This is a genomic window from Streptomyces sp. WMMC940, assembly GCF_027460265.1.
GTDB lineage: Bacteria > Actinomycetota > Actinomycetes > Streptomycetales > Streptomycetaceae > Streptomyces.
This window is the reverse complement of record NZ_JAPZBC010000001.1, coordinates 2213176-2226808: the sequence shown is the minus strand read 5'-3', so window position 1 is coordinate 2226808 and position 13633 is coordinate 2213176. Positions and strand designations below refer to the sequence as shown.

Sequence of the window (13633 nt, the reverse complement as noted above, 5' to 3'; positions counted from 1 at the left end):
TTGCCTCCTGCGACGGTCACCCCGGCCTGCCCTCGTTCGCCACGGAGGATCCTCTCTTGCGCCCGGTACCAGGGTTGTTCAGACCCAGATCACGAACTTCCGCAACATTCACCTCCGCCGTCACGGCCGTCGCCGCACTGGCCGTGCTCGGCGGCGCGGCCGTTCAGCCCGGCCTTCTCGACAGGCTGACCGCCCCGGCCGGCAACTCCCATGACTGGTTCGAGGAGACAGCCGCCGAAGAACTGCGGCAGGACCAGTGCCTGATGGGAGACGTGCTGCGCCTGGGCGGGCCGTCCATGGCCGCTGTCGCGCAGAACGGTCTGAACCAGCCGCAGGACGAGCTGCATGTTCTGGCCAACAGGCAGCACTGGGAGGACACTCCGCTCGCCCAGGCGTACAAGTCGGACAAGGACACGGCGTCCAGGGAAGCGGACGGCCTCAATGCACTCTGGGACACGTGGACGAAGCCGCTCGCGGGGTTGGAGCAGCCTCCCATTGCGGACTTCCACGAGCCTCCCGGCGGAACGGGGGACGACAGGGGCACCTTCTACCAGCAGACCGGCCTGTCCAAGTGGGTCGCCGACCGATTCTGGAAGAACGAAAGCGACTTCTACCAGGATCCCACCCCGAAGGCCGACGAGCAGACGGTGAAGGCCGTCAAGGAGCTCGGCTCGCCGCTGTACGGCAAGGACCCCGATCCGCGGCAGCCGGAGTGGGACCGCCAGGTCGCCGAGCACGGCGCGTTCGAGCACCTGACTGACTGGTCACTGGAGAAGACGGGTGCGGACAACGCCCGCATCTTCCTCTCCTCCGGCGGCTTCCCTCGCACCGCGCCGCAGCCGGGTACGGCGGAACACCGCATTGCGGTCGAGGACTTGAAGACCAGGTTCGCGTCGTGCGCATGGCGTGACCCGATGGACCCGAACAGGGTGCTGCGTGACATCTCCACCACCGCCGCGGCGGAGTGGCAGCAGGAGATCGCCTCCCAGCAGCTTCAGCGCAACCAGATCCTGACCGCCAACAAGGACGCCACCGCGTCCCTCGCCACCGGCGCGAAGGTGCTGGGCGACCTGCTGGGGCACTCCTGGGTCGCCGACCATCTCGCCCGCTGGCAGGACTACTGGTCCGCGGGTGGTGTGGGCTGGATCGGTGACAGCTATGTGACGCTCGAAGTACCGGGCGCCAAGGGCATGTGCCTGGATGTCCAGGGCGGTGGCAAGACCAATGGCACGCCGGTCCAGATCTACACCTGCAACCGCGGCGCGGCGCAGCAGTGGATGCTGGAAGGCAGCGAGGACGACCTTCACATACGTAACGTCGGTTCGTTCAAGTGCCTTGACGTGGCAGGGAACGCGTCGGCGAACGGTACGAAGATCCAGATCTCCGACTGCTACAAGTCCAAGGGGCAGTCGTGGAAGGGCGACGTCCGTGCCGCCTCGCCCCTGAAGAGCCTGTCCACGGGCAAGTGCCTGGACCTGAGCGCGTTCACCAAGAGCACCGACGCGCGGCTGTGGGACTGCAAGAACGCCAGTGCGCAGAAGTTCCTGATCAAGCCGTCCGGGCACAAGGGGACGGACAGCCTGTCGTACCCGGACAAGGCGCAGTTCGCCAAGGCCAAGAAGGGTGTCATCGACACCCAGGCCGGGGCGAAGAAGCAACTGGCCGTGCTCAAGGCCCAGTTGGAGAAGGCCAAGAACTCGGCTGCTTCCTCTGACACCGCCGAGCAGGCTGCCTACGCGATCGCCGACAAGAACGGGGCACCGCGGGGGCGTGGTCTGCTGGTGGGCCAGCAGAAGGCACAGGTCACCAAGGGTGCCGTCGCCGCGCTGACGGCGATGGTGAAGGCCGGTGAGACTGCCGAGGCCGCCACCCGCGCCTCCGCGGGCGACAGCGAGACGATCACGCAGCGGGCTCTGGCGCAGGCCGCGCAGGCCAAGGCCGAGTTCCGTAAGCAGGCCGCGTACGCCGCCGAGTTGCAGGCGAAGGCTGCCGCGGACGCGGCCAAGCTGCACCGGGACAATGCCAAGAAGGACAAGGAGACGGCGGAGGCGAAGCTCGCGGTCGCGCTGAAGGCGGAGGCGGACGCGAAGGCGGCGGCTGCTGACGCACATGCGAAGCGGCTGGCGGCGGAGGCCGAGGAGAAGACGGCCAAGGCGGAGAAGGAGACCGCCGCCGCCAAGCAGGCCGAGGCCAACCGGCACAAGCAGACGGCGCAGGCCGAGGCGGCCAACGCCAAGGACGCCAAGGAGAAGGCGGAGGCAGCTGAGGCGACCGCGGTCGCGCGGAAGAACGACGCGGTCAAGGCGCGTGACAAGGCCCGCGACCTGAACGAGGACGCGTGGGACGCCGCGCAGAAGGCGGACGCCGCCCGGGCCAAGGCCGACGCGAAGGAGGCGTTCGCCCAGGCCCACGAGTCCGACAGCAACGCCCAGGAGTCCAGAGCGGCAGCCAACGCCGCAGCCGCGCACGCGGACGACGCCGAAGCGGCCGCCGGCCGCGCACGGGCCGCGGCGGATGCCGCATCCGGGGCAGCGGCCGAGGCCGACGCCGCGGCCACCCGCGCCGAGGCGGCCGCCAAGCGGGCCCGTTCGAACGCGGACGCCGCCCAGGCGGCCAAGCTGAGGGCCGACGCCGCCGTCGCGACCGCGACCAGCGCTGTGGCCGACGCCATCAAGGCGTCCAAGCACGCCTCCGAAGAAGCCGACACGGCCGTCAAGCTGGCCGACGAGGCGGAAAAGCTCGCCAAGACCGCCAAGTCGCACGCGGACGAGGCGAGCAAGGAGGCGGCCAAGGCTCTGGCCGCTTCGGCGAGGGCGGCGGGCTTCGCCCACGTCACCGCGCAGGCCGCCGTCGACGCCGGCAACGCCGCGGCACAGGTCGCCAAGCCGGCCAACGACGCGATCCAGCTCGGCTCCCCGTACGTCACCACCGACTCGGCCGCGAACCTGGTCGTGCTGACCGGTCAGGCGTCCAAGTCGATCGCGGAGCAGCAGAAGGCCGTCGCCGACGCCCACGCCAGAAACGCGCAGGCCGAAGCCTCAGCCGCGAAGAACCTCGCCGACCAGGCAACAGGCGATGCGAAGCTCGCCCACCAGCACGCGGCCAACGCCGCCGCACATGCGGCCGACGCCCGTACCTACTCCAAGGAGGCGCTGGGCTACGCGGCGGACGCCGCCCAGGCGGCGTCCAGGGCATCGCAGTCGTTGGCTCGTACCATCGAGTACGACCGTCAGGCCACCGCTGACGCAGCCGCCGCCGACCAGGCGGCAGGGCGCGCCGAGGGCTACGCCAAGGAGGCCCGTGCCTCCGCCGACCAGGCCGCACTCGACGCCCAGTCGGCTCGCAACGCCGCGGACGCGGCCGAGCAGGCGGCCAAGGACGCCCGCGCCGCGGCCGACCGAGCCGCCGCTGCCGCAACCGAAGCCGAGCAGGCGGCCAAGGACGCACTGAAGTACGCCAAGGAGGCGCAGAAGGCCGCGGAGGAAGCGGCGCGCAACGCGGCGAACAAGCAGGTCTCCACCGGCGCGGGCACCGGTGTCGGCGGCACCTGGTACGTCGTCGACGAGGACAGCATCGAGATCACCGACGCCAAGCAGCACAACCCCTGCGAAATCACGGTCGGCTTCCAGGGCTGCACCACCACGTTCACGGTCACCTTCAGCGCCGTGGTCGACTTCTTTCTCTGCACGAACCCCGACACGACAGCCAGCGGCGGAACCTGCCCCAAGCGGGACACGCTGCTCGTCGAGAGCAAGCGCATTCCAGGTCTGAAGAAGGACGTCACCCGGTACTTCAGCAAGTGGCAGCTCATCGAGATGACCGCCACCTACCAGGTCATCAAAGCGGTCCTGGTCCAGGACTTCGTCGACTGCTGGCACGGCAGCGCCAGTGGCTGCGCCTGGGCCGCGAGCAACTTCATCCCCGGCAAGGCGCTCGGCAAGGTCTTCGAAGGCCTCCAGGCTTTGGACGCCGCCATGAAGACCGGCGTCGGGGTCCGCGATGCGTTCAAGGCCCTTCAGGCCCTTGAGCTGGATCCCGGGACCCTCGCCAAGCTCAACGCCACAATCAACGCCTACGAAGACCTGTACACCTCCTGCAAGGTGAACAGCTTCCCCGGCACCACCCGGGTCCTGATGGCGGACGGCTCACAACGACCCATCAGCCAGGTGGGCGTGGGAGACCTCGTGAAGGCCACGGATCCGGCTTCCGGCCAGCTGCAGGCCCGGAAGGTCACCGACACCTTCAAGCACGACACGCGGCGGCTGGTGGACATCACTGTCGTGGGCGGTGGGAAGTTGGCCAGCACCGCGGGGCACAAGTTCTACGTGGTGGCCCGCGGATGGACACTTGTCTCCGACCTCCGCGTCGGCGACCGACTGCGCACCCCGGACGGCTCCGTACGCGCGGTGACTGCTCTCCACGCCCGCTCCGGCTTGGCCCCGCGCACGGTCTACGACCTCACGGTCGACGACCTGCACACGTTCTTCGTGCTGGCGGGTGCCACCCCGGTTCTCGTACACAACTGTAAGCTCGCCTTGGGGTGGCAGAACAAGGGCAAGCTCGACGAGTGGGCAAAGCTTCCCGAGAACAAGTTCACCACCTTGTCCGGGGCGTCCGCGAAGGACTTCGCCCGGATGGCCGAAATGGCCATCGCCGACCCGAAGGTGACGCTCCACGTCAACATGACGGGACTGAACGAGCTCGGCGGCTTCATGGCTGCCGCCCAGCGCGGTCTGAGGGCCGGTGAGGCCGGACATGCCACGGACTACGAGATGTCGATGATTGCGAGGGCGCTCGTCAACGGCCAACGCCCGTGGAGTTCGATCAAGTTCTACTCCCCTTCGGGGCCGGATGGGGCTATGCGAGTGGATCCCTCGACGGACATGCCGGATCTATCGGTGCTGGACGGAGATCTCGCCCCTTTGAAGCCTTCGATCATCGGATCCTGTCACTGCTGAGGAATCGAGTATGGACACTCATCGGAAAGACCTGTATCCGGATGTCACCGCTTCGGGCGGCCTGGTATCGGCGATGAAAGAGGCTGCGAAGCTGCGCGGAGGCGAGATCTGGCCGGCACCCTCGACCGCCGGCGCCATCACCATCGAGACGGCGAGGGGGCTCGTGTCGGTCGTGCCCGCGACCGAGGAGCGTCGGTTCCGGGTACGTGTCCATATCCCCGGGTTCACCTGGGACGTTCTCGGGTTCACCTGGGAGATCGGCTCGACGGACCGTCTGGAGTTGCTCGTGCAGATGGTCGCCGCATGGCGGGAAGGTGTGGCGTTCGACGAGCTGGCGGCGAGATTCACGTTCCTGGACCTCGACGAATTCGCCAGGGCGCTCGAGAGGGACGAGCCTACGTCTTCACAGTGGGCCGACCTTCTGTCGACCGAATTCCATCGGAAGCATTGGGGCCTTCTCCGCCGCCTCCATGAGGATGAGGTGCTACGGCACATGTTTCCGACGATCTCGCATGGTGCCGTCCGCCTGAGAGTGGACCCGCTCGACGGAGCGAGCCGTCAGGTTTTGGTGCATGAGCTGGAAGGGGAGCGTTATGAGGTCCGCGTCGGAGTGCCAAGGGCCGCCTGGGTCGAGGTGCCGGCTGACGAGCTGATCGCCCGTCTGCGAGCCGCTCTGAACGAACAGTGACCTCGGCAAGCCGATGAAGTGGAAACCCCGCCGGGTAATCCCTGGCGGGGTTTCTTCCCACCACTCGCGTTCGGTGCGGCGCATGGCGTTGTCGGTGACGGAAATCTTCAATCCATGCCACATGCCGACTGGCTGCCGAGCGCTGCCGTGGAGATCGGTCGGTCTTCCTGAGGGCGACTGCAAGCCCGCGGCATACGGGCACGGGGACTGCTCACTGCCGGGCGAGCACTGGGTTGATACCGGCTATGCCAACGGTGGCGCCCTGGCCGCGGCCAGCCGTGACCACCGGGTCGACCTGCACGGACCGCTGAAAGCGGTGACTGTTCCGCACGCCCGCGGCGATGCCGAGTTCGGCCAGGACGCGTTCACCATCGATTGGGACAAGCAGCGCGTGACCTGCCCGAACGGCGTTGTCAGCACGCAATGGGCCGAGCGCCGTTCGAAGGAGGGCCTGCCGACTGTCCGGGTCCGGTTCTCCCCCGCTGACTGCGGCCCCTGCCCTCAGCTGCGCGAATGCGTCAACTCCCCCAAGCCCCGGCGCCGGGAGATCAACCTCAGACCCCGCGACGAATACGAAGCACTCCAGCAGGCGCGAAAGCTTCAGGCAACCGACGCGTGGAAGGACCGCTACAAGATCCGTGCCGGTGTCGAGGGCACCATCTCCCAAGCCGTGCACGCCTGCGGCCTGCGCAGATCCCGCTACCGTGGCCTGGCCAAGACCAGCCTCCAACACCAGCTCACCGGCGCCGCCGTCAACCTCATCCGCATCGACGCCTGGCTCACCCACACACCCCGAGCCCGCACCCGCACCAGCCCCCTGACAGCACTCCGCCCCGCCGCATAGCGACGGGGCGAAGCAACCAGGCCCGAATTCGCCAACAGCATCCCGCGGGGGTGCGGCCCCGAAGGCGCGAACGGGCGGCCCGGTCAGGCGGGGTGCTTGTCGCCGCCGAGGTGGTGCACCCGGACCATGTTCGTGGTGCCGGGGACGCCGGGAGGGGAGCCGGCGGTGATGATCATGACGTCGCCCTCGCTGTAGCGCTGGAGCTTCAGCAGTGCCGCGTCCACCAGGTCGACCATCGCGTCCGTGGTCTCCACGAACGGCGCGATGAAGGGCTCGACCCCCCAGCTCAGCGTGAGCTGGTTGCAGGTGGACTCGTCCGTGGTGAAGGCCAGGATGGGCTGCTCCGCGCGGTAGCGGGAGAGGCGGCGGGCGGTGTCGCCGGACTTGGTGAACGCGACCAGGGCCTTGCCGCCGAGGAAGTCGGCGATCTCGGCGGCGGCGCGGGCGACCGAACCGCCCTGGGTGCGCGGCTTCTTGCCCGGGACCAGGGGCTGCAGGCCCTTGGCGAGGAGCTCCTCCTCTGCCGCGCTGACGATCTTGGACATCGTCTTGACGGTCTCGATCGGGTACGCGCCGACCGAGGACTCGGCCGAGAGCATGACCGCGTCGGCGCCGTCCAGGATCGCGTTGGCGACGTCGGACGCCTCGGCGCGGGTGGGGCGGGAGTTGGTGATCATCGACTCCATCATCTGGGTCGCGACGATCACCGGCTTGGCGTTGCGCCGGCACAGCTCGATCAGCCGCTTCTGCACCATCGGGACCCGCTCCAGGGGGTACTCGACGGCCAGGTCGCCGCGCGCCACCATCACGCCGTCGAAGGCCATGACGACGTCCGCCATGTTCTCCACGGCCTGCGGCTTCTCCACCTTGGCGATGACGGGGACCCGGCGGCCCTCCTCGTCCATCACCTTGTGGACGTCCTTGACGTCGTTGGCGTCGCGCACGAAGGAGAGCGCGACCAGGTCGCAGCCCATGCGCAGGGAGAAGCGGAGGTCCTCGATGTCCTTCTCCGACAGCGCGGGGACGTTCACGGCCGCACCGGGCAGGTTGATGCCCTTGTGGTCCGAGATGACGCCGCCCTCGATGACGACCGTCTTCACCCGCGGTCCCTCGACCTCGACCGCGCGCAGCTCCACGTTGCCGTCGTTGATCAGGATCTGGTCGCCCTTGGAGACGTCGCCGGGCAGGCCCTTGTAGGTCGTGCCGCAGACCGACTTGTCGCCCGGCACGTCCTCGGTGGTGATCGTGAACTCGTCACCGCGGACCAGTTCGACCGGTCCCTCGGCGAAGGTCTCCAGACGGATCTTCGGGCCCTGGAGGTCGGCGAGCACGCCCACGGCGCGGCCGGTCTCCGCCGCCGCGCGCCGGAGGCGGTCGTACCGCTCCTGGTGCTCGGCGTGGGTCCCGTGGCTCATGTTGAAACGGGCCACGTTCATGCCGGCCTCGATGAGCGCTTTCAGCTGCTCGTAGGAGTCGACGGCGGGGCCCAGTGTGCAGACGATTTTGGAACGGCGCATGAGGCGGATCCTATCGGTTTGTTTCTACGCGGAATATTCCGTCTGGTGGAATGTACAAATGGGCGCCGGGCCGCTCAGGCGTTGCCTTTCCGCGCCGCTCGGTCGCGGTCCCGAGGGTCCGCGCCGACCAGCGCGAAAGTCTGCCGGGCGATCTCCAGTTCCTCGTCGGTCGGCACCACGGCGACCGCCACCCGCGCGTAGTCGGGCGAGACGAACCGCGGCACGTCCGACCGTACGGCGTTGAGGTCCGCGTCCACCACGAGCCCCAACTCCTCCAGACCGGCGACGGCAGCCTCCCGCACGGGAGCGGAGTTCTCGCCGACCCCCGCCGTGAACACCACCGCGTCCACCCGTCCGAGCACCGCGTAATACGCGCCGATGTACTTCTTCAGCCGGTGGACGTAGATCTCGAAGGCGAGCCGCGCGCGCTCGTCCCCCTCCTCGATCCGCCGCCGGATCTCCCGCATGTCGTTGTCGCCGCAGAGGCCGACCAGGCCGCTCCTCTTGTTGAGCAGCACGTCCACGTCGTCCTCGGACATCCCCGCCACCCGCTTGAGGTGGAACGTGACCGCCGGGTCGATGTCCCCGGAGCGGGTACCCATGACCAGCCCTTCCAGGGGGGTCAGACCCATCGACGTGTCCACACAGCGCCCGCCCCGGACCGCGGACGCCGAAGCGCCGTTGCCCAGGTGCAGCACGATCAGGTTCACGTCCTCCGGCGCCTTGCCCAGGAGCTCGGCGGCCCGGCGGGACACATACGCGTGCGAGGTTCCGTGGAAGCCGTAGCGGCGGATCCGGTGCGCGTCGGCGGTCTCCACGTCGATCGCGTAGCGCGCCGCGTACTCCGGCATGGTGGTGTGGAACGCGGTGTCGAAGACGGCGACCTGGGGCAGGTCGGGGCGGAGCGCCTGGGCCGTGCGGATGCCGGTGATGTTGGCCGGGTTGTGCAGCGGCGCCACCGGGACCAGTCGCTCGATCTCGGCCATGACCTCGTCGGTGATCACGGTCGGGGCGGAGAACCTCAGCCCTCCGTGCACCACCCGGTGACCGATCGCCGCGAGCTCGGGGGAGTCCAGGCCCAGTCCGTCGCGGGCCAGCTCGTCGGCGACCGCCTTCAGCGCGGCGGCGTGGTCCGGGACGGCACCGGTGCGCTCCCGCCTCCCGGCCCCGTCGGTCAGCGGGGTGTGCACCACCCGTGACGTCTCCTCCCCGATGCGCTCGACGAGTCCGACGGCCAGCCGGGTGCCGTCCTCCATGTCGAGGAGCTGGTACTTGACCGACGAGGAGCCGGAGTTGAGGACCAGGACACGAGTGGCGGTGGCGGAACCGGTCATGCGGTGAACTCCTGACCCTGGGACTGGATCGCGGTGATCGCGACCGTGTTGACGATGTCGCTGACGAGCGCGCCGCGCGAGAGGTCGTTGACCGGCTTGCGCAGGCCCTGGAGAACCGGGCCGACGGCGACGGCGCCGGCGGAACGCTGTACGGCCTTGTAGGTGTTGTTGCCGGTGTTGAGGTCGGGGAAGACCAGGACGGTGGCCTGGCCCGCGACCTCGGAGTCCGGCAGCTTGGTGGCGGCGACGGACGGCTCGACCGCCGCGTCGTACTGGATCGGACCCTCGATCCGGAGCTCGGGGTGGCGTTCGCGCACCAGCTTGGTCGCCTCGCGCACCTTGTCCACGTCCGCGCCGGAGCCCGAGGTGCCGGTGGAGTACGACAGCATCGCGATCCTCGGCTCGACGCCGAAGCGGGAGGCCGTCGCCGCCGACTGCACCGCGATGTCCGCGAGCTGTTCGGCGTCCGGGTCGGGATTGACCGCGCAGTCGCCGTACACGAGAACCTTGTCCGCCAGGCACATGAAGAACACCGACGACACGATCGACGCCCCGGGCTTGGTCTTGATGATCTCGAAGGAGGGGCGGATCGTGGCGGCCGTGGAGTGGACCGAGCCCGACACCATGCCGTCGGCCAGGCCCTCCTGGACCATCAGGGTGCCGAAGTAGTTGACGTCCGCAACGACGTCGTGGGCCAGCTCCACCGTGACGCCCTTGTGGGCGCGCATCTGCGCGTACAGCTCGGCGAAGCGCGGCCGCAGCTCGGAGGCCGCGGGGTCGATCAGCTGCACGTCGCCCAGGTCGATGCCGAGGTCGGCGGACTTCTTGCGGATGACGTCGGTGTCCCCGAGCAGCGTCAGATCGCAGACGTCACGACGCACCAGCACGTCCGCGGCGCGCAGCACCCGCTCCTCGGTGCCCTCGGGCAGCACCACGCGGCGGCGGTCGGCACGGGCCTGCTCCAGCAGGTCGTGCTCGAACATCATGGGGGTGACCCGTCCCGTGCGGGCGACCTCCAGACGCGTGACGAGGCCCCCGGTGTCGACGTGCCGCTCGAAGAGACCGAGCGCGGTCTCCGCCTTGCGCGGGGTAGCGGCGTTCAACTTGCCTTCCAGCGAGAACAGTTCGGTGGCGGTCGGCCAGGAGCCGCCGGGCACCGAGATGACGGGGGTGCCGGGGGCGAGGCGGGACGCGAGGGTGAGGATCGACTCGCCCGGGCGTTCGTCGAGGGTCAGCAGCAGGCCCGCGATCGGCGGGGTGCCCGCGGAGTGGGCCGCCAGCGCACCCACCACCAGGTCGGCGCGGTCGCCGGGGGTGACGAGCATGCAACCGGGCTTCAGGGCGTTCAGCACGTTCGGCAGCATCGCGCCGCCGAAGACGAAGTCGAGCGCGTCCCGGGCGAGCCCGGAATCGTCCCCGAGCAGCACGGTGGCCCCCAGGGCCTGGCTGACCTGGGCGACCGTGGGCGCGGCCAGCGCCGGCTCGTCCGGCAGGACGTAGCAGGGGACGGGGAGCCGGGTCGAGAGGCGCTCGGCGATCACGTCGCGGTCCTCGGCCGCCACCCGGTTCACGATCATCGCGAGGACGTCGCAGCCCAGTACCTCGTAGGCCCGGTGGGCGTTGCGGGCCTCGGCCCGTACGGACTCGGCCGTCTGGCCCTTGCCGCCGACGACGGGTATCACCGAGGCGCCGAACTCGTTGGCCAGACGCGCGTTGAGGGCCAGCTCGTCGGGAAGCTGGGTGGCGCGGAAGTCGGTGCCGAGGACGAGCACGACCTCGTAGTCGCGGGCCACCTCGTGGAAGCGGTCGACCAGCCGGGAGACCAGTTCGTCGGTGCCCTTCTCGGCCTGCAGCGCCGCTGCCTCGCGGTAGTCCATGCCGTACGCGGTCGCGGGATCCTGGGAGAGCCGGTAGCGCACCCGCAGCAGATCGAACAGACGATCGGGTCCGTCGTGCACAAGGGGCCGGAACACCCCCACGCGGTCCACCTGGCGGGTCAGGAGCTCCATGACTCCCAGGTCCACCACCTGGCGACCGTCCCCGCGGTCGATCCCGGTCACGTACACGCTGCGCGTCACGCGTGCTCTCCTGTCCTGCTGGGCCGCGGCCGAGCGCGAGGTGCCCGCTGCGCTCGGGCTCAAGAAAACTCGATAGGGTGGCAATATCCCCTTGACAATACCTCCACGGCTGGGTAAGGCGCCCGCCGGGTCCGGGGTCGCCGGACCGGCGTGGACCCGTCCCTGCGTGTGAGAATCGGAATGAGGCTCACCGGCACCACGAGCGAGCAGGAGACACGGCACGATGCGCATCGGAATTCTGACCGCAGGCGGCGACTGTCCCGGCCTCAACGCAGTGATCCGGTCGGTCGTGCACCGTGCGATGACCGGCTACGGGGACGAAGTCATCGGATTCGAGGACGGGTTCAAGGGCCTGCTCGAAGGCCACTACCGCACCCTGGACCTCAACGCCGTCAGCGGCATCCTTGCCCGCGGCGGCACGATCCTCGGCTCGGCCCGGCTCGAACGCTCCAGGCTCCGCGAAGCCGCCGAGAACAGCGCGGAGTTGGCGCGGAAATACGGGCTGGACGCCCTCGTCCCGGTGGGCGGCGAGGGCACGCTGACCGCCGCGCGGATGCTGTCGGACGCCGGCATGCCCGTCGTCGGCGTGCCGAAGACGATAGACAACGACATCTCCTCCACGGACCGCACCTTCGGGTTCGACACCGCCGTCATGGTGGCCACGGAGGCCATCGACCGGCTCAAGACCACGGCGGAGTCCCATCAGCGGGTCATGGTCGTGGAGGTCATGGGACGGCACGCGGGCTGGATCGCGCTGGAGTCCGGCATGGCCGGCGGCGCGCACGGCATCTGCCTGCCCGAGCGGCCCTTCCAGGTCGAGGACCTGGTCAAGATGGTCGAGGAACGCTTCGCCCGGGGCAAGAAGTTCGCCGTCATCTGCGTCGCCGAGGGCGCGCACCCGGCCGAGGGCTCCATGGAGTACAAGAAGGGCGAGATCGACCAGTACGGGCACGAGCGCTTCACCGGCATAGGCACCCGGCTGGCCGCGGAGCTGGAGCGGCGGATGGGCAAGGAGGCTCGGCCGGTCATCCTCGGCCATGTGCAGCGGGGCGGCACGCCCACCGCCTACGACCGGGTGCTCGCCAACCGCTTCGGCTGGCACGCGGTGGAGGCCGTCCATCGTGGCGAGTTCGGGAGGATGACCGCGCTGCGCGGCACCGAGGTGATCACGGTGCCGCTCGCGGAGGCGGTGACCCGGCTGAAGACGGTGCCCGAGGACCGGGTCCACGAGGCCGAGTCGGTCTTCTGACACAGGTCCGACGGCCCGGCGCGCACTCGCCGCTGGCCCGTACGCCGGCCCGTCCGCCGGCCAGGGTGCGGCGCGACCCTGGCCGGCGTACGGACGGCACCCGTGCGGACGGACGGTACCCGTGCGGACGGTGCCGCTCGGCGCGGCTCGGCTCAGGAGAGCTTGCCGTCGTAGTCGGGCAGCTTGAACGTCCGCTCGGCGTGGCCGCCGACCAGGTCGCTGGGCCGGTTGCCGACATTGGCGATGATCGTGTAGCCCTTGGCCTCGATCTCCGCGCGCTTGCCCGTCTTGTATGCGCTGACCTCGTCGAACAGGTCGGGCAGGCTGCGCACGTACAGACCGTCGACCGGGTACCCGGCCTTCCTGAGGTTGTACGACGTCAGCGACTCGATGATGTCGGGGCGGGCGGTGACGAAGAAGACGTCCACCCCGCGGGAGTCGGCGTAGCGGACGAGGTCCCGGACCTGCCTGACCGCGGGCGTCGGGTACTCCCAGAAGTAGTGGAAGTCCGTCTCCAGCGAGGTGTTGTCGATGTCCAGCACCATGGCGAGACGCTGCCCGGACGCGCCGGCCGTGCGCTGCTCGATGTAGGGACGGGCGGTGGCGAGGGCCGCCGTGACGTCGCGCTGCCAGGTGGCGTAGTCGATCCCGGCCAGTCCGGCGGCGGTGAGGTCCGAGCGCTGCGGCGCGTGGGTGGTGGCGGATGCCGGGGCCACGGTCCGCGGTGCGGCGGTCACGGTGTCGGCGGAGGCCGTGGCCGTCATGGACGTGGTGAGCGCGAGTGCGGCGGCCGAGACCGCGGCGCGGGTGGTCCATCTGCGTACATGCATGGGGGGTTCGCTCCTGAGGGAGGTCCGGTGGACGCCCATCGGCCGGGGAGAGCCGAGGGCCTTGGCATGTTCGCGTTCAACCATGGACGGAATGGAGCGTTCCATCTACCCCCTGGTAACCAGGTAATGGCGGAC

Annotated in this window: 7 protein-coding genes and 1 pseudogene; 4 read left to right on the top strand and 4 right to left on the bottom strand. The window is 69.5% G+C overall.

What is annotated here, in order from left to right; all coding sequences use genetic code 11:
* Nucleotides 1–263: 263 nt before the first annotated feature.
* The 3 genes and pseudogenes from O7595_RS09635 to O7595_RS09625 form a co-directional block, all read left to right on the top strand.
* Nucleotides 264–4958 (top strand): ricin-type beta-trefoil lectin domain protein, encoded by a 4695-nt coding sequence (locus O7595_RS09635; RefSeq protein ID WP_269732435.1) that lies wholly within the window; start codon nt 264–266, stop codon nt 4956–4958.
* Nucleotides 4959–4968: 10 nt separating this feature from the next.
* Nucleotides 4969–5646 carry a hypothetical protein gene (locus O7595_RS09630; protein WP_269728300.1) on the top strand — a complete coding sequence of 226 codons (678 nt, stop codon included), beginning with the start codon at nt 4969–4971 and terminating at the stop codon, nt 5644–5646.
* Nucleotides 5647–5851: 205 nt separating this feature from the next.
* Nucleotides 5852–6490, top strand: a pseudogene (locus O7595_RS09625) (transposase); the annotation flags it as partial.
* 83 nt (nt 6491–6573) lie between these two features.
* Here O7595_RS09625 and pyk read toward each other — a convergent pair.
* The 3 genes from pyk to pta form a co-directional block, all read right to left on the bottom strand.
* A complete protein-coding gene (pyk, locus tag O7595_RS09620) occupies nt 6574–8007 on the bottom strand; it encodes a pyruvate kinase (protein WP_269728299.1) in 1434 nt (477 codons plus the stop codon).
* 74 nt (nt 8008–8081) lie between these two features.
* Nucleotides 8082–9341: an acetate kinase gene (locus O7595_RS09615; RefSeq protein WP_269728298.1), complete on the bottom strand. Its 1260-nt coding sequence runs from the start codon at nt 9339–9341 to the stop codon at nt 8082–8084.
* Nucleotides 9338–11419, bottom strand: a complete 2082-nt coding sequence (gene pta, locus O7595_RS09610; RefSeq protein ID WP_269728297.1) for a phosphate acetyltransferase — start codon at nt 11417–11419, stop codon at nt 9338–9340. The genes O7595_RS09615 and pta overlap by 4 nt, the downstream gene beginning before the upstream one ends.
* A 223-nt stretch (nt 11420–11642) precedes the next feature.
* On the opposite strand from pta, the gene O7595_RS09605 reads away from it, so the two are divergent.
* The gene (locus O7595_RS09605) at nt 11643–12668 is read left to right on the top strand and encodes an ATP-dependent 6-phosphofructokinase (protein WP_269728296.1); all 1026 of its coding nucleotides are present in this window, start codon (nt 11643–11645) and stop codon (nt 12666–12668) included.
* Nucleotides 12669–12820: 152 nt separating this feature from the next.
* On the opposite strand, the gene O7595_RS09600 is transcribed toward O7595_RS09605, so the two are convergent.
* Nucleotides 12821–13498, bottom strand: a complete 678-nt coding sequence (locus O7595_RS09600; protein ID WP_269728295.1) for an HAD family acid phosphatase — start codon at nt 13496–13498, stop codon at nt 12821–12823.
* Nucleotides 13499–13633: the final 135 nt, after the last annotated feature.

What these genes read in the sequence shown, in the direction of transcription:
- O7595_RS09635 (WP_269732435.1), top strand. Translation starts at nt 264, where the DNA reads ATGGGAGACGTGCTGCGCCTGGGCGGGCCGTCCATGGCCGCTGTCGCG.
- O7595_RS09630 (WP_269728300.1), top strand. Translation starts at nt 4,969, where the DNA reads ATGGACACTCATCGGAAAGACCTGTATCCGGATGTCACCGCTTCGGGC.
- pyk (WP_269728299.1), bottom strand. Translation starts at nt 8,007, where the DNA reads ATGCGCCGTTCCAAAATCGTCTGCACACTGGGCCCCGCCGTCGACTCC.
- O7595_RS09615 (WP_269728298.1), bottom strand. Translation starts at nt 9,341, where the DNA reads ATGACCGGTTCCGCCACCGCCACTCGTGTCCTGGTCCTCAACTCCGGC.
- O7595_RS09605 (WP_269728296.1), top strand. Translation starts at nt 11,643, where the DNA reads ATGCGCATCGGAATTCTGACCGCAGGCGGCGACTGTCCCGGCCTCAAC.
- O7595_RS09600 (WP_269728295.1), bottom strand. Translation starts at nt 13,498, where the DNA reads ATGCATGTACGCAGATGGACCACCCGCGCCGCGGTCTCGGCCGCCGCA.